This is a genomic window from Acidimicrobiales bacterium, assembly GCA_035533595.1.
Taxonomy (GTDB): Bacteria; Actinomycetota; Acidimicrobiia; order Acidimicrobiales; family Bog-793; genus DATLTN01.
Genome location: DATLTN010000061.1, coordinates 39,156 through 59,802 on the forward strand (window position 1 = coordinate 39,156; position 20,647 = coordinate 59,802).

Consider the following 20,647-nt stretch of genomic DNA (forward strand, 5'->3'; position numbering starts at 1 on the left):
TTGGGCGGAGCAGTGGGCGCGCCGCGGCGCGAGAGCGGCGTCGTCGTCAGCCCGCCTCTTGCTCCCGGTAGGCGGCGAGCACGTCGTCGAGGGTCCGCTCGAGGTCGATCTCGGGCCGCCAGCCGGTGAGCGCCTCGAGGCGCTTGCCGCTGCCGGACAGGAGGGGGATGTCGACGGGGCGGAAGAGCGCGGGGTCGACGACGGCGCGGATCTCCGCCGGCGAGCGCGCGATCAGCCCCTCGAGCAGCGAGGCGATCGTGCGCGGCCGCCCCGAGCAGACGTTGTAGACGCCCCCCGCCTCCCCCTCGGTGACGAGCAGGCGGTAGGCGCGCACGACGTCGCGCACGTCGGTGAAGTCGCGCGCCGCGCCGAGGTTGCCGACCCGCACCTCGCCCCCGCCGGCCCGCTCGGCCTCGACGACGCGGAGGGCGAGCGCGGAGACGACGAAGGCGTCGCTCTGGCCCGGGCCGACGTGGTTGAAGGGCCGGGCGCGCACCACCGGCAGGCCGCGGCCGAGGAAGGCCTGTAGCCCGAGGTACTCGGCGGAGACCTTGCTCGCCGCATAGGGGCTGATCGGCCGCAGCGGCGCTTCCTCGTCGAGCTCGCGCCCCTCCCCCGCGCCGTAGACCTCGGCCGAGGAGACGAGCAGGACGCGCGGCGAGCCGAGCGTGCGCGCTGCCTCCAGCAGCTCGAGGGTGCCGAGCACGTTCACCCGCATCGTCTCGGCGGGGTCCTCCCAGGAGCGCCCGACATGCGTCAGCGCCGCGAGGTGGTAGATCGCCTCCGGCGCCGCCGCCGCGAGCTGCTCGCGCAGCGCCTCGCGGTCGAGCAGGTCGTTGTGGCCGTCGAGCGCGCTCACCTCGTCGCCGCTCGCGGTGAGGTGCGCCGCGAGGTGGCCGCCGACGAAGCCGGAGGCGCCCGTGAGGAAGGCCCGCACCGCGGCCTAGGCCGTCCCGGCGCGCGCGGGCGCCGCCTCGTCCGACCGCCGCGCCAGCGCCACCCCGCCGAGCCTACTGGCGCCCACCGGCGCGCCCCCGGTGCGGTGCGGGATGGCAACCCCCTGCTGCGGGGCGCTCAAGCGAGCGCGTCGCGATAGCAGGCGACGTGGCCGGCCGCGCTCTGTTCCCAGGTGAACTCGGCGGCGCGGGCGATCCCCTCGGCGCGTCGCGCGCCGGGGGCGGCGAGCGCCGCCGAGAGCGCCTCGGCGAGGGCGCCGGGCGTCGCGTCGGCGCTCCACGCAGCCGTGCCGGCGAGCTCGGCCATCACGCTGTCGGCGCTCGTCACGAGGGGCGCCCCGCAGGCGAGCGCCTCGAGGGCGGGAAGGCCGAAGCCCTCCTCCTTGGAGGGGTAGGCGACGGCGGCGGCGTTGCGCAGCAGCGCCGGGGCGGCGGCGTCGCTCACGTAGCCGAGGCGGTGGATGCGCGCCCGGTGCCCGGAGCGGTCGATCGCCTCCTCGAGGGGGCGGTTCCCCCACCCCGCCCTGCCGGCGAGGACGAGGCGCAGCTCGCGGTCGTTCGCCGCGAGCCGGTCGAAGGCCTCGACGAGGGCGACGAGGTTCTTCCTCGGCTCGAGGGTGCCGAGGAAGAGCACGTAGCGCTCGCCCGGCGCGAGGGGCGCGAGCGCGGCGGCGTCGTGGCCCGGGGCGGGCTCTTCGGGGCGGAAGCGCTCGTGGTCGACCCCGTGCGGGACCACCACCACCGGGCAGGCGGGCGAGTAGCGGGCCCGCAGCCGCTGCGCGGTGTGCTCGCTCACACAGACGAGAAGGGCGGCGTGGCGCGCCGCGTGGCCGATCGCCCTGCGGAAGTAGCGGACCTTGCTCGCCTCGTGCCACTCGGGGTGCTCGACGAGGGTGAGGTCGTGGATCGTGACGACGACGGGGAGCTCGCCGCCGCGGGGCATCGTGTAGTGCGGCCCGTGCAGCAGCTCGGGAGCGTCCCTGCGGAGCGCCCGCCCGAGGGCGAGCTCGCCGAAGGCGAGGCGGGCCACCCGGTTCCCGGGGGCGACGGCGCGCACCGCGGCCGGCGCGAGCGCCTCCCAGCGCGCCGCGTCGCGGCGGCGCGTCACGAGCTCGAGCGCGACGTCGTCGCGCTGGACGAGCGCCCTCGCGAGCTCGCGCACGTAGACGCCGGCACCGGTCAGCTGCTCGGGGACGGCGGTGACGTCGAGGGCGACGCGCAGCGCGCTCACCGCGGGGGGGCGAGGGCGTCCCACAGCGCCACGTGCTCGGTCGCCGCCCGCCGCCAGGTGAGGCGCTCAGCGCGGCGACGGCCCGCCTCGACGAGGCGTCCCCGCAGGCCGGCGTCGCCGGCGAGCGCCACCAGGCCGTCGGCGATCGCCGCGACGTCGCGGGGGTCGACGGTGAGGGCGGCGTCGCCGGCGACGGGCGCCCTCCCCGCGAGCACCGGCAACCCCGCCGCCATCGCCTCCGCGACGGGGAGGCCGAAGCCCTCGCCGAGCGAGACGTAGCAGAGGGCGAGCGCGCCGGCGTAGAGGCCGGAGAGGACCGCCTCGGGGACCCGCCCGGTGAAGAACACGCCGGGCGCCTCGCCCGCGACCGGGAGCGGCCCCCACCCCTCCGGGCCGCAGAGGACGAGCGACGGCCGCCCCGGCAGGCGCTCGCGCACGGACTGGTAGGCGGCGACGAGGCGCGGCAGGTTCTTGCGCGGCTCGAGCGTGCCGACCGCGAGCAGGTAGTCGCCGGAGACCCCGAGCGAGGAGACGAGGGCGGCGGCGGCGGCGTGGTCCGGGGCGGCGCGGTGGTCGGCGCCCATCTCGATGAGGGCGATCTCCCGACCCTCGCCGACGACCTCGGCGAGCGAGTCGCCGACCTCGGCGGAGGTGACCACGAAGGCGGCGGCGCGGCGCACGGCGCGGCGCAGCGCCCCCTCGTGCCAGGCCCTGCCGTGGCGGCCGTAGGCCTCGGGGAGCTCGCGCCAGAGCAGGTCGTGGACGGTGACGACGAGCGGGCCGGCGACCGGCGGGATGTCGAAGCCGGTCGTGTGCACGAGGCGGTAGCCGCGCAGCGCCGCCGCGCCGAGCGCCCAGGCACGGGTGAGGAGCGGCTCGGGGAGGCCGAGGGCGGCGACGGGCTCGCCGAGGGCCTCGAGGGGGTCCGGGCGCCGCGGCGGGCGGCTGGCGACGAGCACGACGGGCGGCGCGGCCTGTTCGCCGAGCTCCGCGAGGCCCGCGAGGAGGCCGCGGATGTGCGTGCCGACCCCGCCCGGGACGGCGCGGCGGAGCTGTTCGACGACGATGCCGATGCTCGTCGCGCGCAACGTGTCGGCGGGAGCGCCCGACAGCCGGATCAACGGAAGAGGTCCTCGCCGGGCGGGCGCACGATCTCCCTGCGCACCGAGGACTCCCGAAAGGCGGCGGGGTCGATGCCGCGCACGACGCCGACGGGGTAGCCGGAGGACTTCCCCATCACGAGCTCGGCCGCTCCGGCGATCTCGTCCGCGACGCAGACCTCGGTGGCCACGAGCTCGCGCCCGAGGGCGTCGCGCTCGCCGCGCAGGTCGACCACGGCGGCGATCCCCGCGCAGCCGATCGCGACGTCGGTGAGGCCGCGCCGCCAGACCCGGCCGAAGGTGTCGGAGATGATCACCCCGACCTCGACGCCGGCGAGCACCCGCAGCGCGTCGCGGATGCCGCGCGCCGAGCGGTCGGGGTCGACCGGGAGCAGCACGGCGAAGCCCTCCTCGACGTTGGAGAGGTCGACGCCGGAGTTCGCGCAGACAAAGCCGTGGCGGGTCTCGGTGATCACGAGGTCGCCGCGACGGCGCAGCACCCGCACCGCCTCGGACTCGGCGAGGCGGCGCTTGGCGCTGGCGTCGGTCGGGTCGACGGCGACGATGCGCCCCTCGGCCTTGGAGACGATCTTCTGCGTCACGACGAGGACGTCGCGGTCCTCGAGGGAGGCCTGGGCGGCGATCAGCTCGCCGATCTTGTCGCCGGGGCGCACCTCGGGGAGGCCCTCGACCGGGAAGACCTGCAGCATCAGCGACCTCTGGAGCGGCGGTGGAGGCTCATCTCGGCCCCAGTCTTACCGGGCGCCACGATCAGGGTCGGGCGGCGGCGATCGCCACCTCGGTGAGCGCCTCGGCGACGGCGGGATCGCGCATCACGGTGTCGGCGACGACCGCCCGCATCCCCTCGGCCTCCACCTCGCCGGCGAGCGCCGCGTCGGCGCGGTCGATCACGAGCGTGCCGGCGACCTCGGCGAGGCACTCGGCGACGCCGCCCACCGAGGAGCGGCCGCCGAGCTCGACGAGCAACCGGTCGGCGGGCCCCTTCAGCGCCACGCCGCCGACGATCGGCGAGACGGCGACGACCGAGGAGCGGCGGGCGAAGAGCGCGTCGGCCACCCCGGGCACCGAGAGGATCGGGCCGATGGAGACGATCGGGTTCGAGGGGGCGATCAGCACCACCTCGGCCGCGGCGAGGGCCTCGGCGACGCCGGGTGCGGGGGTGGCGAGCTCGGCGCCCTCGTAGTGCACCTCGTCGACGGCGACGCTGTGGCGCCGGTGCACGAAGTACTCCTGGAAGGCGACCTCCTCGCCGCCCTCTAAGCGCAGCCGGGTGCGCACGCGGTCGTCGGTCATCGGCAGCAGCCGCGTCGTCACGCCGAAGGCGGCGGCGATCTCGGCCGTGACCTCCGAGAGGCACGCCCCCTCGGCGAGGCGGCCGCTCCGGTAGAGGTGGGTCGCGAGGTCGAGGTCACCGAGGCCGAACCAGGTCGGCGCGCCGAAGCGCCCGAGCTCGCCGAGGGCCCGGAAGCTCTCCCCCCGCCGCCCCCAGCCGCTCTCGGGGTTCATCTCGCCGGCGAGGGTGTAGGTGATCGTGTCGAGGTCCGGGGAGACCGAGAGGCCGAAGAGCTCGAGGTCGTCGCCGGTGTTCACCACCGCGACGAGCTCGCCGCCGGCCACCACCCGGCGCGCCCCGGCGAGCAGGCGCGCCGCCCCGACGCCGCCACAGAGGACGGCGATCACCGGGGCACGCCGCTGCGGCAGGCCTCGACGACGAGCGCGAGGCCCTCGTCGAGGGGGGTCCACGGCTTCCAGCCGAGGTGCAGCGCGGCGCGCCCGGCGTCGAGCACGCTGACGCGCGCGTCGCCGGGGCGCGCCGGGGCGCGCCTCGGCTTGGCCCTCGATCCGGTGAGCACCCGCAGCCGCTCGTAGAGCTCGGCGATCGTCGTCCCGACACCGGTCCCGATGTTGAGCACCAGGCCCGAGCCTCGCCCGGCGGCGCGGGAGAAGGCGTCGACCACGTCGTCGACGAAGACGAAGTCGCGCACCTGGCTGCCGTCGCCGTGGATCTCGCAGGGCTCGCCGGCGAGCAGCCGCGTCGCGAAGATCGCCACCACTCCCCCCTCGCCGCTCGCGTCCTGGCGGGGCCCGTAGACGTTGCCGAGCGCGAGGGCGCTGTACTCGAGGCCGTAGAGCTCGCGGTAGCAGGCGAGGTAGTCGAGCATCGCCCGCTTGGCGGCGCCGTAGGGCGAGCGGACGAGGCGCGGGGCGCGCTCGTCGACGGGGCGCGCGCCGGCGGCCGGCTCATCGTAGAGGGCGCCCCCCGAGGCGGCGAAGACCACCTTCTTCACCCCGCCGGCGCGCGCCGCGTCGAGGAGGCGCAGCCCGCCGAGGACGTTGACCTCCGCGTCGCGCAGCGGGTGCTCGGTCGAGACGAGGACGCTCGACTGCGCGGCGAGGTGGAAGACCACCTCGGGACGGTGGAGCGCGAGGTGCTCGGTGAGCGCCGGGTCGCGCACGTCGAGCTGGGTGAAGCTGAAGCCCCTGCCGCGGCGCCGTGCCTCGGCGAGGTTCGCCAGTGAGCCGCTCGAAAGGTCGTCGACGGCGTCGACGACGTGGCCCTCGGCGAGAAGGCGGTCGACGAGCGCGGAGCCGATGAACCCCGCGCCCCCGGTGACGAGCGCGCGCACCCTGGCCTACGAGGGCGGGTCGCCGCGCAGCTCGGCGCCGGGCTCGACGGTCGCCCCGTGGCCGATGATCGCCCCCGAGACGAGGGCGCCGGCGCCGACGAGCGCGCCCGGGCCGATCACCGCGGCCTCGACCACGGCGCCCTTCGCGATCTCGGCGTCGGCGAGCACGACGGCGTCGCGCACGGTCGCGCCCGAGGCGACGACGACCCGTTCACCGATCGTCGAGTCGGTGACGCTGGCCCCCTTTTCGACGAGCGCCCCGGCGCCGAGGAGCACCTCGCCCGCGGCCTCGCCGAGGAGCTGCGCGCCCTCGCCGAGGAACAGGCCGGGGCGCAGCTCGGTGGCGTCGGGCACGACGACGTCGGGGCGCAGGCCGCGCAGCACGTCGAGCTGGGCCTGCCGGTAGCGCTCCGGGGTGCCGGTGTCGATCCAGTAGGCGTCGGACTCCATCGCGTAGAGACGGCCCGCGGCGACGAGCTGCGGGAAGGTCTCGCGCTCGATCGAGACCCGCCCCTCGGGGGCGATCATCGCCAGCGCCTCGGGCTCAAGGACGTAGGTGCCGGCGTTGATGAGGTTGGTCGGCTCGGCGCCCGGGGCGGGCTTCTCGATGAAGGCCAGCACCTCGCCGTCGGCGGCCTTGTCGACCACGCCGTAGGCCGAGGGGTCCTCGACGGGGGTGAGCGCGATCGACGCGCAGGCGCCGCGGGCCTCGTGGAAGGCGATCAGCGCGCCGAGGTCGAGGTCGGTGAGGATGTCGCCGTTCACGACCACGATCCGCTCGTCGCTCATCGCCGACTGCGCCGCGGCGTAGCGGATCGCCCCCGCGGTGTCGAGCGGCTCGCTCTCCACCGCGTAGCGGAGGCGCACGCCGGCCACCTCGCCGCTCGGGAAGGTGTCGAGGAAGGGCTGGGGGAGGTAGCCGAGGGAGAGGGTCGCCTCGCAGACGCCGTGGCGGCCCAGCCACTCGAGGATGCGAGCGATGATCGGCCGGCCGGCGACGGGGAGCATCGGCTTCGGGATGTCGTAGGTGAGCGGCCGCAGCCGCGTGCCCTGGCCGCCGACGAGGACGAGTGCCCGCATCGGCCGCGCCCCCGCCGCCGTCACGTCGTGGTCGTCGACTTCGACTTCGCGGAGGTCGTGGTCGTCGCCTTCGGCGCGGTGGTCGACGTCGAGGAGGTGCTGGTCGAGGAGGTGCTCGTCGAGGGCGACGCCGAGCTGCCGCCGCCGAGGAAGGTGACGAGCGCGGCGCGCACCGCGGAGGAGGGCTTGGGGATGCTCGCGCCGCTCGGCACGAAGGCGACGGTGATCATCTCGCCGTTGGTGAGGTGGAGCGCGCCCGGGTTGCCCGACAGCAGGTGGCCGGTGGCCGTCGGCGAGGGCCACACCTTGGTCTGCAGCTGGCCGACGGTCTTCCCGCACTTCGCGCCGTTCGCGTAGAGGGTCTGGCCCTTGCCGGGCATCTTCACCGAGGTGGCGGTGAGGGTGAGGCCTGGGTAGTTCTTCACGAACAGCCCGAGCGTGGCCTTCTTGCCCTCGAAGTTCGCGGGGGTGGTCGCGGCCGCGGGGTCGATGTCGATCAGCCCGTCGCCGAAGGTGCGCAGCCCGGTCGCGAGGGTGGGGTTCGCCGCGAGGGGCGGCTGCAGCTTCCCACAGAGGTCGACGGCGAGCGCGGCCTTCCAGTGGTCCGCGGCCTGCGGCCCCTCGGTGACGGGGTGCAGGCGCTCGTGGCGGCTGTAGACGATGAGGCCGATCCCGACCACGCAGATGAGGGCCAGCACCCCGTACCAGGCGTAGGGGCGGCGGGCCCGGTAGGCCTTGCCGCCACCCGCCGCGGCGGCGCGCGCGACCGAACGGCTGAAGCTTCCCCGTGTCATTGCCGCGGAGCTTAGCCCTGCCTCTCCGGCCGCTCCGTCCGCCCGCGGGCCAGCTCACGCACCCCGGTGACCCCGAGTCGCGCCAGCAACGCGAGGCCGATCACGGGCAGCAGGGCCCGCTCGAGGCCGCGGGCGTGGCGGCACTCGAAGCGCCACGTGGAGCGGTGGTGGGCGGCGAGCATGCGCAGCGGATGGCGGGCCGCCGACTGGCCCTGCTCGTGCACGATCACCGCCTCGGGGGCGTAGCGGACCTTCCAGCCGGCGCGCCCGAGGCGCCAGCAGAGGTCGAGGTCCTCGACGTACATGAAGTAGCGCTCGTCGAAGCCGCCGACGCTCTCGAAGGCGACGCGCCGCAGCAGGAGGAAGGCGCCCGAGACCCAGTCGACCTCGCGCCCACTGCCGGGGTCCGCCTCCGCGAGGCGGTAGGAGCGCGTCCAGGGGTTGTCGGGGAAGAAGGGGGCGAGGAGCGCGTGCCCCGCGCCGGTGACGAGGCTCGGGATGGCGCGCGCCGAGGGGTAGACGGCGCCGTGCACGTCGAGGATCTTCGGGCCGACCGCCGCGACCTCCGGGCGCTGCTCGAGCTCGGCCACGAGCACCTTCACCGCGTCGGCGTGAGCGACGAGGTCGGGGTTGCAGACGAGCAGGTAGGGGGCCTCGGTGCGGGCCGCGCCGCGGTTCGCGGCGCGCCCGTAGCCGAGGTTCTCGCCCGTCGGCACGAGGCGCGCCGCCGGGTCGGCGGCGACGAGGCGCGCCGGCGAGCCGTCCGAGGAGGCGTTGTCGACCACCACGACTTGCTCGACGCCGGCGGCGCGCAGGCTCTCGACACAGCCGAGGAGGGAGTCCCCCCCGTCCCGGTTGACGACCACCGCGGCGACGGCCGCCCCCTCAGCCACGGGAGGCTCCGAGGAGGGCGACGAGGCGCTCCGTCGACTCCTCCCAGGGGGGAAGGAGGGCGAGGCCGGAGGCGACGAGGGCCGCGTTCTCGAGGACCGAGTTGGCCGGTCGCGGCGCGGGGCGGGGCGGGTCGAGCTCGGCGGTGGTGATCGGCTCGACGCGGCCCTCGGGGTAGCCGGCGAAGCGGGCGACGGCGCGCACGAAGCCGTACCAGCTCGTCGCGCCGCTGTTGGTGACGTGGAAGAGGCCGGGGCGGCGCGCCAGCGCGAGGTCGCAGAGCGCGACGGCGAGGTCCGAGGCGATCGTCGGGCTGCCGCGCTGGTCGTCCACGAAGCGCAGCGGGGCGACGCCCGCGCCGAGGAGCCGGAGCGCGGTCTTCACGATGTTCGCCCCGCGGCTGCCGCAGACCCAGGAGGTGCGGACGATCGTCGCCTCCGCGCCGAGCTCGCGCTCGCCTCCGAGCTTGGAGGCGCCGTACACCGAGCGCGGGTTCGGCAGGTCCCACTCGCAGTAGGCGGTCGCCTTCTCGCCGTCGAAGACGTAGTCGGTCGAGACGTAGGTGAGGTGCGCACCGGCGAGGCGGCAGCCCTCGGCCACGTGGCGGGTGCCGAGCGCGTTCACCGCGAAGGCACGCCCCGGCTCGCGCTCGCACTCGTCGACCGCGGTGAAGGCGGCGGAGTGGATGACGACGTCGGGCGCGAAGGTGTCGAGGACGCCGAGCACCGCGTCGCGGTCGGTGACGTCGAGGTGCGCGTGGTCGGCGGCGAGCACGTCCAGCCCGCCGCCGCGCCGCGCCGCGCCCGAGCGCCGCGCCAGCTCCTCGACGACCTCGGCGCCGAGCTGTCCGGAGGCGCCGGTGACCAGGACGCGGACCGCGCTCAGCTCGCCCCCGAGCCCTGCCAGCTGCCCTCGGCGACCGGCGAGCGGCCGATGAGCGGTCGCCACCAGGTCTCGTTGGCCGCGTACCAGGCGACGGTCTCGGCGAGCCCCTGCTCGAAGGTGACCGTCGGCGCCCAGCCGAGCTCGCGGCGGATCTTGCTCGAGTCGAGGAGGTAGCGGCGATCGTGGCCGGGGCGGTCGGGGACGATCGTCTTCAGCGAGGCGTCGCGGCCGGTCGCCGCGAGCACGCCGTCGGCGATCTCCATGATGCTCGCCTCCTCGCCGGAGCCGACGTGGTAGGTCTCGCCGGCCGCGCCGTCGAGGAGCACGAGCTCGACGGCGCGGCAGTGGTCGCGCACGTGCAGCCACTCGCGGCGGTTCTCCGTCGAGGCGTAGAGGGTGAGCGGCGAGTCCGAGAGCGCGAGCGCGCTGAAGAGCGGGATCACCTTCTCGGGGAACTGGTACGGGCCGTAGTTGTTGCAGCAGTTGGTGATCGTCGCCTCGAGGCCGAAGGTCTCCCCGTAGGAGCGCACGACGTGGTCCGAGCCGGCCTTGGAGGCGTTGTAGGGGGTGCGCGGCCGGTAGGGGGACTCCTCGTTGAAGGACTCGTCGCTGTCGAGGGCGAGGTCCCCGTAGACCTCACAGGTCGAGATGTGGTGGAAGCGCTCGACGCCGACCTTGCGCGCCGCGTCGCAGAGCGCCTGGGTGCCGAGGACGTTGGTGCGGAAAAAGCGCGCCGGGTCGAGGATCGCGAGGCTGTTGTGGGACTCGGCGGCGAAGTTCACCACCGTCGTGATCGCCTCGGACTCGAGGAGGTGCTCGACGAGCTCCTGGTTGGCGATGTCGCCGCGCACGAAGCTCACCGCTCCCTTGCCCTCGACGCCCTCCAGGTTCGCCCTGTTGCCGGCGTAGGTGAGGGCGTCGAGCACGACGACGCGGTCGTCGGGGTGCTCGCTCGCCCAGTAGCGGACGAAGTTCGACCCGATGAAGCCGGCACCGCCGGTGACGAGGAGACGCATGGGTGAGAGGCTACTTGCGCGCCTCAGCCCTCCACGGCGGCGCGCAGGTGGACGACGTCGGCGGCGTCGAGGCTCCGCAGGGCGTCGCCGCGGCGCACGAGGAGCCGCCCCCGGCCGTCCACGCCCTCGGCGAGGCCCTCCCACTCCCCCGCGGCCTCGCTCACCCGCACCCGCTGGCCGATCGTCGCACAGCGTGTCCGGTAGTCCGCGAGGAGCCCGCCGGCGCCGTCGGCGACGAGCGCCCCGTAGCGCTCGCCGAACTCGTCGAGCAGCGCAGCGAGCAGCTCGTCGCGCCCGAGCGGCGCCCCGCTCGCGGCGAGCGTCGTCGCCTGCGCGAGGAGCCCCGCCGCCTCATGCCGCGGGTCGAAGGCCGCGGGCCAGGCGAGGTTCACCCCGATCCCGACGACCACCGCGGGGCGCGCCGGCCCGTCGCCGGGGACGACCTCGGCGAGGATGCCGGCGACCTTCTTCTCCCCGACGAGGAGGTCGTTCGGCCATTTCACGGCGAGCGCCGCGCCCCCGAGGTGGGCGACCGCGGCCTGCCCGGCGAGCGCCGCCGCGAGGCCGAGGAGCGCGAGCTCCTCCACCGGGAGCTCGGGGCGGAGCAGCAGCGAGCAGAGCAGGGCCGAGCCCGGCGGCGCCACCCAGCTGCGGCCGAGGCGGCCGCGCCCCTCCTCCTGGCGGTCGGCGACGACGACGAGGCCCTCCGCCGCGCCGGCGCGCGCCGCCTCGGCGGCGTAGCGGTTCGTCGAGTCGACCACGGTGAGGTGGATGAGCTCCCAGGGACGTGCCGTCGTTCAGTAGCCTCCTCGGGCGGCGGGGTGCTCCCGCGACGGCCACCGGCTCGACGCAGGGTAGGCCGAGGAAGAGGAGATGTTCGACCGAGTCCTCATCGCGAACCGCGGGGAGATCGCGCTGCGCGTCACCCGCAGCTGTCGCGAGCTCGGCGTGCGCGCCATCGCCTGCTACACCGACGCCGACTTCGACGCGCTGCACGTGCGGCGCGCCGACGAGGCCTACCGGATCGACTCCGAGCGCGCGACGGCGGGCTACCTCGACATCGAGGCGATCGTCGCGCTCGGCGTGCGGGTCGGCGCCGAGGCGGTCCACCCCGGCTACGGCTTCCTCGCCGAGAACGCCGCGTTCGCGCGCGCCGTACACGAGGCGGGGATGGCCTTCATCGGCCCGAAGCCCGAGACGATCGAGCTGATGGGCTCGAAGGTCGCGGCCCGCGAGGCCGCCGAGCGCGCCGGCGTGCGCAGCGTCCCGGGCACGACGGCGGCGGTCGAGACGCTCGACGAGGTCGTGGCCTTCGGCGAGGAGTTCGGCTGGCCGGTGGCGATCAAGGCCTCCTACGGCGGCGGCGGGCGCGGCATGAAGGTCGTCGAGGGGCCCGGCGGGGCCGAGGAGGCCCTCGCCTCCGCGCGCCGGGAGGCGATGGGGGCCTTCGGGCGCGACGAGGTCTACCTGGAGCGCTACCTGAGCACCCCGCGCCACATCGAGATGCAGATCTTCGGCGACCGCCTCGGCAACCTGATCTGGCTGGGCGAGCGGGACTGCACCGCCCAGCGGCGCCACCAGAAGCTCGTCGAGGAGAGCCCCGCCGCGCACTTCGACGAGGCGACGCGCGCCGCGATGGGCGGGGCGGCGGTGCGCCTCGGCGCGGCGTGCCGCTACGAGGGCGCGGGCACCGTCGAGTTCCTCTTCGACTCGGGCGAGTTCTACTTCCTCGAGATGAACACCCGGCTGCAGGTGGAGCACCCCGTCACCGAGCTCGTCACCGGCATCGACCTCGTCGCCCTGCAGCTGCGGGTCGCCGCCGGCGAGCCCCTCGGCCTCGCGCAGGGCGACGTCTCGCCGCGGGGCCACGCCATCGAGTGCCGCCTGAACGCCGAGGACCCCTCGCGGGGCGAGTTCCTGCCGACGCCGGGGCGGATCTCGGCCTTCAGCCGCCCCGACGGTTTCGGCGTCCGCCTGGACGCCGGCTACGAGGCCGGCGACACCGTGAGCCCCCACTACGACAACCTCATCGGCAAGCTCACGGTCTGGGGCACCGACCGCGAGGACGCCCGCCGGCGGATGCTGCGCTGCCTCGACGAGACCCTCATCACCGGGGTCCCGACGACGGTGCCCGCGGCGCGCGCCATCCTCTCGGCCCCGGCCTTCATCGAGGGGACCCACTCGACGCGCCTCGTCGAGCACGAGATCGACTGGTCCAACGTCGTCCACCCCGACGCCGAGGGCAGCCGCGACGAGGACGGGCGCGTGCTGCGCAGCGTCGACGCGGAGGTCGACGGACGCCGCCACCGTGTCCGCCTCTACGTCCCCGAAGGTCCCGCCGGCCAGAAGGCGGCGCGGCGGGCGCCGCGCAGCGTCGGCACCGTCGAGGGCGACGGCACGGTCGCCGCGCCGATGCAGGGCACGATCGTGAAAGTCCTCGTGGCCGAGGGGGATAGCGTGCAGGCGGGCGACACGATCTGCGTCCTCGAGGCGATGAAGATGGAGAACCCCATCCGCACCAGCGCGTCCGGCATCGTCACCTCGTTGCGCGTCGAGCTCGGATCGACCCTCGGCCCGGGCGACGTGATCGCCCTCGTGCAGTGAGCGGGGCCAGGCAGGCCGCCGAAGCCGCGCTGCACGCCGCGGCGGAGGAGATCGTCGCCCTCTCGCACGAGATCCACGGCCACCCCGAGCTCGCCTTCGAGGAGGAGCTGGCTGCGGGCTGGTGCTCGGGCGCGCTCTCCGACGCCGGCTTCACCGTCGAGCAGGGGATCTGCGGCCTCGAGACCGCCTTCTCGGCCTCGATCGGCTCCGGCCCGCTGCAGATCGGCATCTGCTGTGAGTACGACGCCCTCCCCGACATCGGCCACGCCTGCGGCCACAACGTGATCGCCGCCGCGGCGGTCGGCGCCGGGCGGGCGCTCGCCGGGGTGGCCGACGACCTCGGCCTCACCGTCCGCGTCCTCGGCACGCCCGCCGAGGAGGGTGGGGGCGGGAAGATCCTGATGCTCGAGCGCGGCGGCTTCGACGGCCTCCACGCCTCGATGATGGTCCACCCCTGGCCGGGCGAGCTGATCCAGATGCCCTGCCTCGCCGTCGCCCACTTCGACGTCCTGGTCACCGGGGCCGAGGCGCACGCCTCGGCCTACCCCGAGCTCGGCCGCAACGCCGCGGACGCCCTCACCGTGGCGCAGGTGGCGGTCGGCCTCCTCCGCCAGCACGCCTACCCCGGCGACCAGGTGCACGGCATCGTCACCTACGGCGGGGCGGCTCCGAACATCGTCCCCAACCGCGCCGAGGCGAAGTTCTACGTCCGCTCGGCGAACCTCGCCCGCCTCGCCGAGTGGCAGCCGCGCATCCTCGACTGCTTCAAGGCGGGCGCGATCGCTACCGGGACCGAGGTGGAGATCACCGAGCAGTCCCCCGCCTACTCGGAGTTCGTGCTCGACGAGGTGATGGCGGGGCTGTACCGCGCGAACGCCGAGGCGCTCGGACGGGTCTTCCCGCCGCCGCCCTCGCGGGCGGTCACCGCCTCGACCGACATGGCGAACGTCTCGCTGGTGATGCCGGCGATCCACCCCACCCTCGGCCTCGACTCGCTGCCGGCGGTCAACCACCAGGCGACCTTCGCCGCGCACTGCGCGACGCCGGTCGCCGACAAGGCGGCCCTCGACGGCGCGCTCGCGATGGCCTGGACGGCGATCGACCTCGCCTCCGACGAGGGTGAGCGCAGCCGCCTCGGCGAGCGCGCCTACCAGCACTGAGCGCGGCGGCCGCTCCCGCTCCTCGGCGGGCGGGCGGCGCTCGCGGGTGGTCCCTAGCCCCGCGCCTTTCCCATGACGACCAGCTGGATGCCGGCGGAGTCGACCATCCGTGAGAGCTCGCGGTAGCCGCGGCGCTCGTACATCGAGCGGTTGGCCTCGCTCTTTGCTCCCGCGGCGAGTCGAAACTCCTGCACGCTCGGCGGAGCGGCCGCCTCGATGGCACGGAGCAGGCCGGAGGCGATCCCCTGACCCTGCTGGTCAGGGGCGACCGCCACCCGGCTGATCCAGCCGACCGGGCCGTCGACGGTGAGGCGGAGCGCGCCGACGAGCCGTGAGCCCCGGAAGGCGCCGAGTGAGTAGGTCGCCTCGATCTCCGCGCGCAGCTCGTCGAACGACTCGAGCAGCGGAGGGATGTCCGTCGTCCGGTACAGCTGCGCCTCGGCGAGAAACGCGGCGCGCTGGAGCGTCAGCACCTCCCCCGCGTCCTCGGGGACGAGCTTCTGGTGGGAGACCTCGCTCACCGGCCCATCGTCGCAGCCGCGCGGCCGCGACGACACCTCCCCGCCCCGGCACCCGCGTGCCGGGGCGGGGAGGCGCAGCGGAGGTGGAAAGCTCGCGCCGTGGTGACCGTCGAGGAGGTGCGGCGCATCGCCTGCGAGCTGCCGCGCTCGTACGAGGCCGTGGTGCGCGACCGCGTGAAGTTCCGCGTCGGCCGCCTCGTCTACCTCGCCTTCTCGCGCGACGAGAGCGTGATGGGCTTCGCCTTCCCGCGAGGAGAGCGCGAGCTGCTCGTCGCGTCGCAACCGCACAAGTTCCTGATGCCCGGAAAGTCGGACCTCCGTTACCAATGGGTCGAGGTGCGCCTCGACGCCATCGACCTCGCGGAGCTGCGCGCCCTCGTGCTGGAGGCGTGGAGCATGGTCGTGCCGAAGAGCGTCGCGGCCAGCTACACCGGGTCGATCTCGACCGCCTGACTCCACTCGACGTAGCTCGAGCCCCCGCCTGCGGCTGGGTCATCGCGCGGGCCTGCGCGCCCCCGGAGGGGAGCTCACCTCATTCGATCGCCTGGTGCGCGATCGCCGCCGGCTCGCGCCCGGCGAAGAGCCAGCCGACGATCGCCGCGAACGCCGGCATGGCGAGCAGCAGGAAGACGAGATCCGCGACGGGAACGTTCCTGAGCGCGGCGATCCCTCCGTTCAGCGAGTCGCTCCGCAGCCAGCCGATCATCGCGACGTAGCCGCCGACCACCCCGAGGAGCGCCCCGAGGAAGCCGAGCGCTCCGGCCGTCACGGCAGTGAGCGTGCGCCGCGTGTAGCTCGACGCGCCCGTCGCGGCGAGCGTGCGGAGGTCGTTCGCCGTCTCGCTGCGGACGAGCCCGACGGACATGCCGAGCACACCGAGGGCGATGATGATCCCGAAGAGCGTCGCCGAGCCGATGACCGTCGAGGAGGTCGGCTGGTCGTTCCTCGACTCCACCGCGAGCTGGGTCGTCGACGCAGTGAGCTGGGCGCTGCTGATCTGCGAGGCGGTGAACGGCTGGGAGCCCTGCACCAACCAGTTCGAGGTGCTCGTCGTGAGGTGGAACTCGCGCATCGCGTGCTCGGTGATCAGCGTGTTCGGTGCCGATGTCCCGCCCGGCAGCGCCCCGACCTCCTGGACGACGGGGTCCGGGAGGCAGCTGACGGCGGCGGTGCACGGCGCCTGCCCGGAGTTGCCATCGGGCCCGTTCCCGGAGCTGCCACCCGACCCGTAGACGAGGCCGAGGCCCGAGGCGACGCCCGAGAGGCCGGGACGCGAGCTCAGGACGTCCGCGTTCGGGTCGATCTCAGAGGGGGTGACCCCGAAGGCCCGCAGCAGCTGCGGCGTCGCGACGTAGACGGCACCGTTCCAGTTGCGGCCCCCGTTGTTGTTGATCGCGGTCAGCCCCGCGCTCGGCGACTCGAGGGGGATGAGCTGGGCGCCGAGCGCCTTCGCGATCTGCCCGGCGCTCGCCGCGAGCTGCGTGGGGGTCGCCGTCTCCACCGGCGCGTTCTTCACCGGGACGAGCTGGCCCTGGGCGTTCATCTGCATGACCTTCTGGCCGGCCGGCGGAGCGCTCGGGCTGAGCGCGAGCTCACTCGAGGAGAGGTTCGGGCCCGCGTAGTCCAAGACGTCGCCGTAGCGCGAGGACGCGGCGAGCATCACGATCACCGCGACCAGCACGCCGACGCTGATCGCCGCGAGCGCCGAGCCCGAGCGCGCCCGGTAGCGGGCGAGGTCGCGCAGCGCGAGGCGGCTCGCGATCGGCGCACGACGACCGACGCGGGCGGTCAGGGACAGGAAGAACGGGGCGAGCAGGATCAGTCCCGGGACGAGGAGCAGGAGCCCGAAGAGCAGTTCCGGCGCGCTGCCGCCGCCGTGGCCGTGGTTCGTGCCGCCAGCGAAGCCGAGCAGCAGGAAGGCGGCGACGAGGAAGACGATGCCGGGGAGCGCGGAGCGGTGGATCTGGCGGGGCGCCGCCGGGCGGCCCGACAACGCCTGCACGATCGGCACCTTGGTGATCGCCCGCGCCGGGCGGGAGGCCGCGAAGTACGCGGCCACGACCGAGAGCGCCATCGCCGCGGCGACGACGACCCACGGCAGCGCGAGCACGCCGATCAGGTGGTGCGAGCTCTGCTCCAGGCTCGGCCGGTAGGCGAGCCAGGCGACGAGCCCGAGGACGAAGCCGAGGACCGCGCCGACGACACCGACGACCGTGCCGTTCGCGCTGATCACCAGGCGGACGTGGCGGTCCGTGGCGCCGGTCGATTCGAGCATCCCGATCGAGCGCAGGCGCCGCTGCGCGAGGACCGTGAAGCCACCGACCGAGACGAGCGCGATCAGCAGCATCCCGAGGACCAGCGCGGCGAGCGAGATCGTCTCGGGGTTCAGGGGGTTGGACTGCGCGACCGACGCGGGGGTCTGCACCTGCACGCCCTTGCCGAACGAGTCGAGCGGCACCCCCGGCGCGTCGAACAGCGCCGTGACCCCCGTGGGGGCGGTGACCAGGCCGGGCGCGACGAGCGCGAACTCGTCGAGGAGGCTCTGCGGGTTCTGCACGATGCCGACCACCTGGCGCTCGACGCCGCCGACGCGCCACGTCGCTCCCACCCTCAGGTGGAACGCCGACGCGAGGCCGCTCGTCACGGCGACCTGGCCGGCGCCCGACGGGAAGCGCCCGGAGACGAGCGAGAGCATCGGGCCACTGAAGGGGCCGTGCGGGTCCTGCGCGCGGATCTGGTAGGTGTTGATCGATCCCGGGATCGACTGCGTCTCGTTCTCGATCAGCTCGACGCGGCCGAAGCGGTGCTCGAGGCCGGCGACCGCGGTCGCCGTCTGCGCGTCGTAGGCCCTGAACGAGGCGGCGTCCTGTGCGCTGCCGAAGTCCGAGCTCTTGGCCGGCGGGTTGTTGGTCGCCACCGACGAGCCGACGATCGTCGCCGCGACCGCGACGGTGATGAGGGCGAGGATCAGGAACTGCTGACGCCATTCGCGTCGGAAGAGGCGCCACGCCCAGCGGACGACGGCACGACGGGCCGGCGCGCCACCATCGGCGGGGCGGGATTCGGCGAGGGGTGCGAAGACAGCGGTGGTCATCGGGGCTCCTTCGGAATCGTGCGTTCGGTCGCGCTACGCGCGGGGCGACGCGAGGGAGGACTCGGCAAGGTCGGGGGCGATGTCGTCGACGGCTCGCCCGTCGCGGATGAAGATCACCCGGTCCGCCCACGAGGCGAGGTGCGCGTCGTGGGTGACCACGATCGCGGCCACGCCGCGCTTGCACGCGTCGAGGATCATCCGCATCACCGCCTCGCTGTTGAGCGAGTCGAGGGCGCCCGACGGCTCGTCGGCGAGGAGGATCTTCCGCTCGCCGACGACGGCGCGGGCGATCGCCACCCGCTGGCGCTCCCCCCCGGAGAGCTGATCGGGGTAGTGCCCGGCGCGATCGGCCAACCCGAGCTGCTCGAGGGCCGCGATCGCCGCCTGCTGCGCCTTGCGCGCCGGGACGCCGTCGAGCTCCAGGGGGAGGGCGACGTTCTCCGCGGCGGTGAGCCCCGGGAGGAGGTTGAAGTCCTGGAAGACGTAGCCGATCGTCCGCCGGCGAAGGCGCGCCTTGTCGTTGCGCGACATCGAGGAGAGCGCCGCCCCGCCGACGTGCACCTCGCCGCTCGTCGGCTCCTCGAGGCTGCCGGCGATCGTGAGCAGCGTCGACTTCCCCGAGCCGCTCGGCCCCATGACCGCGACGAGGTGGCCCTCCTCCACCGAGAGGTCGATCTCCTCGAGGGCACGCACGGCGGTGGCACCCTCACCGTAGGACTTCGAGATCTGATGCAGTTCGAGCAGGCTCATCCCGGGCACACCATCCTTCGCCGCGAGCGCGGCAACTGGTTTAGTAGGACACGTAAGAGAATACGCAGTATCCTACAGACGAGCAGGGGCTTGTCAAGGGAACCGTCCGACGAGGCTTCCCCCGAGCCTCACACGGCGGGCGCGGTGAGCGCCGCGAGGGCCTGCAGCGCTCCGGTCGTCGGCGCGATCGCGACGAGCCCGCGGTAGAGCTGCACGATCGTCGCGCGGTCGACGGCCCCGGTCCGGGCCCGATCGCAGTGCGCGGACTGGATCGCGGCCTCGAGCTGGAAGCGCCCGAGGGGGGCGCCGAGCGCGTGCGCGCGCCGCAGCAGCGCCTCCCCCTCGGCGATCAGGGCGCGGTCCCACAAGGAGGTGTCCTGCTCGTCGAGCGGGGGCCACGGGCGACCCGTTCGGGCGGGCGCGCGGGACTGCGCGAGGGTGAGCAGGGCGGCGAGGCCCCACGCCTCGGGCTCGGAGTCGAGCAGGCTCGCGGTCAGCACCGCGAGCCACCGCGCCTCGTCGGCGATCGATTCGCGGATCCGTTCGTGCTGGTCGAGCCAGTCGATCGCGTAGGCGCCGTAGATGGCCTCGAGCACCGCGGGGAGGCGCGCGGGCAGCTCGGCGCGGTCCGGCACCCGGAACGGGATGCCCGCGTCGCGGATGCGGCGCTTGGCCCGGACGAGGCGCTGTGCCATCGCCGGGGGCTGCAGTCCGAAGACGCGAGCGATGCGGTCGGCGTCGAAGCCGAGCACGACCTGCAGCATGAGCGGGGTGCGCACCGCCGGATCGATGGCCGGGTGCGCGCACGCGAAGAGCAGCTCCAGGCGCCTGTCGGGGATCGCCTCGGGGTCGGGGTCGGCGAGCGTGGTGGCGCCGTGCTCGTGCTCCTCGAGCGGCGCTGCGCTGCGCACGGCGGCGGAGGCGAGCAGGTCGCGGATGCGGTTGCGGGCAACGGTCATGAGCCACCCCTGCGGGTTCTCGGGGACGCCGGTCGTCGGCCAGGTGCGCAGCGCCCGCTCGAAGGCGTCGGCGAGACCGTCCTCGGCAAGGGCGATGTCTCGAGTCGAAGCCGCGAGCAGCGCCACCAGCCGGCCGTAGGACTCCCGCGCGGCACGTGCCGCGGCGGCGCGGGAGTCGTCCACGGTCACCGGACCGGCTGTGCGCCCTGCCACGAGCCGTCCACGTAGCGGGTCGCCGTCGGTCGGATCTCCACGGGGCCCCACGAGACCGACGGCGCCTGTCGCGCCCACTCGATCGCCGCGTCGAGGTCCGCGACATCGATGACGAACGTGCCGCCGAGGCGCTCCTTCGTGTCGGCGAACGGGCCGTCCTGGACGACGAACTCGCCGTTCACGAGGGTGACGGTGGTGGTCGCGTTCGACTGCTGGAGCACCTCGGCGCTCGCGAGCACGCCGGCGTCGTCGAGCGCCTTCGCGTACGCCTGGAAGGCGCGCATCGCCTCGGCGAGCGCCTCGGGTGCGAGCTCCTCGGCGCTCGGCTCGGGGTAGTGGAGCAGGAGTGTGTAGCGCATGGCTGTCGTCCTTTCGGATCGCGTTTCGAGTCTGGCATTGAAGTGACGGGCGAACCGCGACGAAATCGACAGCGACCTCGCCGCGGCCGTGTGGCCCGGTCGAGGGCGGCCGGCCCTCCGCGAACCGAGCGCGAGGCCGACGCGCGGGCTCGTCGTCGTTGCCCTCACTACCGGGCCGGCGCGTCGCCGTTCGGGGTGCGGTGCGGTCGATTCGGGGCACACCACGGGTGCGTGATCGTCGACCACGTCGCCCAGAGATCGGCGCCGGCTGAACGGCGCTTCTTCTCCCTGGTGCGCGCGGGATGTCCGGTTGAGGCTCGCCGCGTTGGGTGCATCGTGCCTCGGTGAATCACTGGGATCGTCCGTCACCCGCCCGAGGGAGACAG

At 74.6% G+C, this 20,647-nt stretch carries 20 protein-coding genes; 3 read left to right on the forward strand and 17 right to left on the reverse strand.

Going from position 1 to position 20,647, the window contains the following annotated elements; all coding sequences use genetic code 11:
• Positions 1 to 46: 46 nt before the first annotated feature.
• The 12 genes from VNF07_11590 to VNF07_11645 all read right to left on the reverse strand — a co-directional run bounded on the left by VNF07_11590 (position 47) and on the right by VNF07_11645 (position 11,374).
• Positions 47 to 937, reverse strand: a complete 891-nt coding sequence (locus VNF07_11590) for a GDP-mannose 4,6-dehydratase (GenBank protein ID HVB06877.1) — start codon at positions 935 to 937, stop codon at positions 47 to 49.
• Between the two features lie 137 nt (positions 938 to 1,074).
• On the reverse strand, positions 1,075 to 2,187 hold the full coding sequence (locus VNF07_11595) for a glycosyltransferase family 1 protein (GenBank protein ID HVB06878.1): 1,113 nt from the start codon (positions 2,185 to 2,187) through the stop codon (positions 1,075 to 1,077).
• Positions 2,184 to 3,308, reverse strand: a complete 1,125-nt coding sequence (locus VNF07_11600; protein HVB06879.1) for a glycosyltransferase family 1 protein — start codon at positions 3,306 to 3,308, stop codon at positions 2,184 to 2,186. The genes VNF07_11595 and VNF07_11600 overlap by 4 nt, the downstream gene beginning before the upstream one ends.
• Positions 3,305 to 3,997 (reverse strand): coenzyme F420-0:L-glutamate ligase, encoded by a 693-nt coding sequence (gene cofE, locus VNF07_11605; protein ID HVB06880.1) that lies wholly within the window; start codon positions 3,995 to 3,997, stop codon positions 3,305 to 3,307. Before cofE ends, VNF07_11600 begins: the two co-directional genes overlap by 4 nt.
• A gap of 61 nt (positions 3,998 to 4,058) precedes the next feature.
• Positions 4,059 to 4,988, reverse strand: a complete 930-nt coding sequence (cofD, locus tag VNF07_11610; protein HVB06881.1) for a 2-phospho-L-lactate transferase — start codon at positions 4,986 to 4,988, stop codon at positions 4,059 to 4,061.
• A complete protein-coding gene (locus VNF07_11615; GenBank protein HVB06882.1) occupies positions 4,985 to 5,935 on the reverse strand; it encodes an NAD-dependent epimerase/dehydratase family protein in 951 nt (316 codons plus the stop codon). Before VNF07_11615 ends, cofD begins: the two co-directional genes overlap by 4 nt.
• A 6-nt stretch (positions 5,936 to 5,941) precedes the next feature.
• Positions 5,942 to 7,015, reverse strand: coding sequence for an NDP-sugar synthase (locus VNF07_11620; GenBank protein HVB06883.1), 1,074 nt, complete (start codon positions 7,013 to 7,015; stop codon positions 5,942 to 5,944).
• A gap of 20 nt (positions 7,016 to 7,035) precedes the next feature.
• Entirely contained in the window at positions 7,036 to 7,809 is a 774-nt protein-coding gene (locus tag VNF07_11625) for a hypothetical protein (GenBank protein HVB06884.1), read from the reverse strand.
• A gap of 11 nt (positions 7,810 to 7,820) precedes the next feature.
• Complete coding sequence (locus tag VNF07_11630) at positions 7,821 to 8,702, reverse strand: glycosyltransferase family 2 protein (GenBank protein HVB06885.1); 882 nt, start codon at positions 8,700 to 8,702, stop codon at positions 7,821 to 7,823.
• A complete protein-coding gene (gene rfbD, locus VNF07_11635; GenBank protein HVB06886.1) occupies positions 8,695 to 9,648 on the reverse strand; it encodes a dTDP-4-dehydrorhamnose reductase in 954 nt (317 codons plus the stop codon). Before rfbD ends, VNF07_11630 begins: the two co-directional genes overlap by 8 nt.
• The gene (rfbB, locus tag VNF07_11640) at positions 9,582 to 10,601 is read right to left on the reverse strand and encodes a dTDP-glucose 4,6-dehydratase (protein ID HVB06887.1); all 1,020 of its coding nucleotides are present in this window, start codon (positions 10,599 to 10,601) and stop codon (positions 9,582 to 9,584) included. The genes rfbD and rfbB overlap by 67 nt, the downstream gene beginning before the upstream one ends.
• A gap of 23 nt (positions 10,602 to 10,624) precedes the next feature.
• Positions 10,625 to 11,374: a biotin--[acetyl-CoA-carboxylase] ligase gene (locus tag VNF07_11645; GenBank protein HVB06888.1), complete on the reverse strand. Its 750-nt coding sequence runs from the start codon at positions 11,372 to 11,374 to the stop codon at positions 10,625 to 10,627.
• 100 nt (positions 11,375 to 11,474) lie between these two features.
• On the opposite strand from VNF07_11645, the gene VNF07_11650 reads away from it, so the two are divergent.
• Positions 11,475 to 13,205 carry a biotin carboxylase N-terminal domain-containing protein gene (locus tag VNF07_11650; protein ID HVB06889.1) on the forward strand — a complete coding sequence of 577 codons (1,731 nt, stop codon included), beginning with the start codon at positions 11,475 to 11,477 and terminating at the stop codon, positions 13,203 to 13,205.
• Entirely contained in the window at positions 13,202 to 14,365 is a 1,164-nt protein-coding gene (locus tag VNF07_11655) for a M20 family metallopeptidase (protein ID HVB06890.1), read from the forward strand. The genes VNF07_11650 and VNF07_11655 overlap by 4 nt, the downstream gene beginning before the upstream one ends.
• A gap of 53 nt (positions 14,366 to 14,418) precedes the next feature.
• Here the strand turns inward: VNF07_11655 and VNF07_11660 are convergent, their stop codons facing one another.
• On the reverse strand, positions 14,419 to 14,886 hold the full coding sequence (locus tag VNF07_11660; GenBank protein HVB06891.1) for a GNAT family N-acetyltransferase: 468 nt from the start codon (positions 14,884 to 14,886) through the stop codon (positions 14,419 to 14,421).
• Positions 14,887 to 14,985: 99 nt separating this feature from the next.
• Between VNF07_11660 and VNF07_11665 the strand changes: the two genes are divergently transcribed.
• Positions 14,986 to 15,339: a hypothetical protein gene (locus VNF07_11665; GenBank protein ID HVB06892.1), complete on the forward strand. Its 354-nt coding sequence runs from the start codon at positions 14,986 to 14,988 to the stop codon at positions 15,337 to 15,339.
• Positions 15,340 to 15,418: 79 nt separating this feature from the next.
• Here the strand turns inward: VNF07_11665 and VNF07_11670 are convergent, their stop codons facing one another.
• The 4 genes from VNF07_11670 to VNF07_11685 all read right to left on the reverse strand — a co-directional run bounded on the left by VNF07_11670 (position 15,419) and on the right by VNF07_11685 (position 20,261).
• Positions 15,419 to 17,980 (reverse strand): FtsX-like permease family protein, encoded by a 2,562-nt coding sequence (locus VNF07_11670; protein ID HVB06893.1) that lies wholly within the window; start codon positions 17,978 to 17,980, stop codon positions 15,419 to 15,421.
• 33 nt (positions 17,981 to 18,013) lie between these two features.
• Positions 18,014 to 18,730 (reverse strand): ABC transporter ATP-binding protein, encoded by a 717-nt coding sequence (locus tag VNF07_11675; protein ID HVB06894.1) that lies wholly within the window; start codon positions 18,728 to 18,730, stop codon positions 18,014 to 18,016.
• Between the two features lie 128 nt (positions 18,731 to 18,858).
• Positions 18,859 to 19,878 carry a DUF6596 domain-containing protein gene (locus tag VNF07_11680; protein ID HVB06895.1) on the reverse strand — a complete coding sequence of 340 codons (1,020 nt, stop codon included), beginning with the start codon at positions 19,876 to 19,878 and terminating at the stop codon, positions 18,859 to 18,861.
• The gene (locus VNF07_11685) at positions 19,875 to 20,261 is read right to left on the reverse strand and encodes a YciI family protein (GenBank protein ID HVB06896.1); all 387 of its coding nucleotides are present in this window, start codon (positions 20,259 to 20,261) and stop codon (positions 19,875 to 19,877) included. The genes VNF07_11680 and VNF07_11685 overlap by 4 nt, the downstream gene beginning before the upstream one ends.
• Positions 20,262 to 20,647 lie beyond the last annotated feature (386 nt).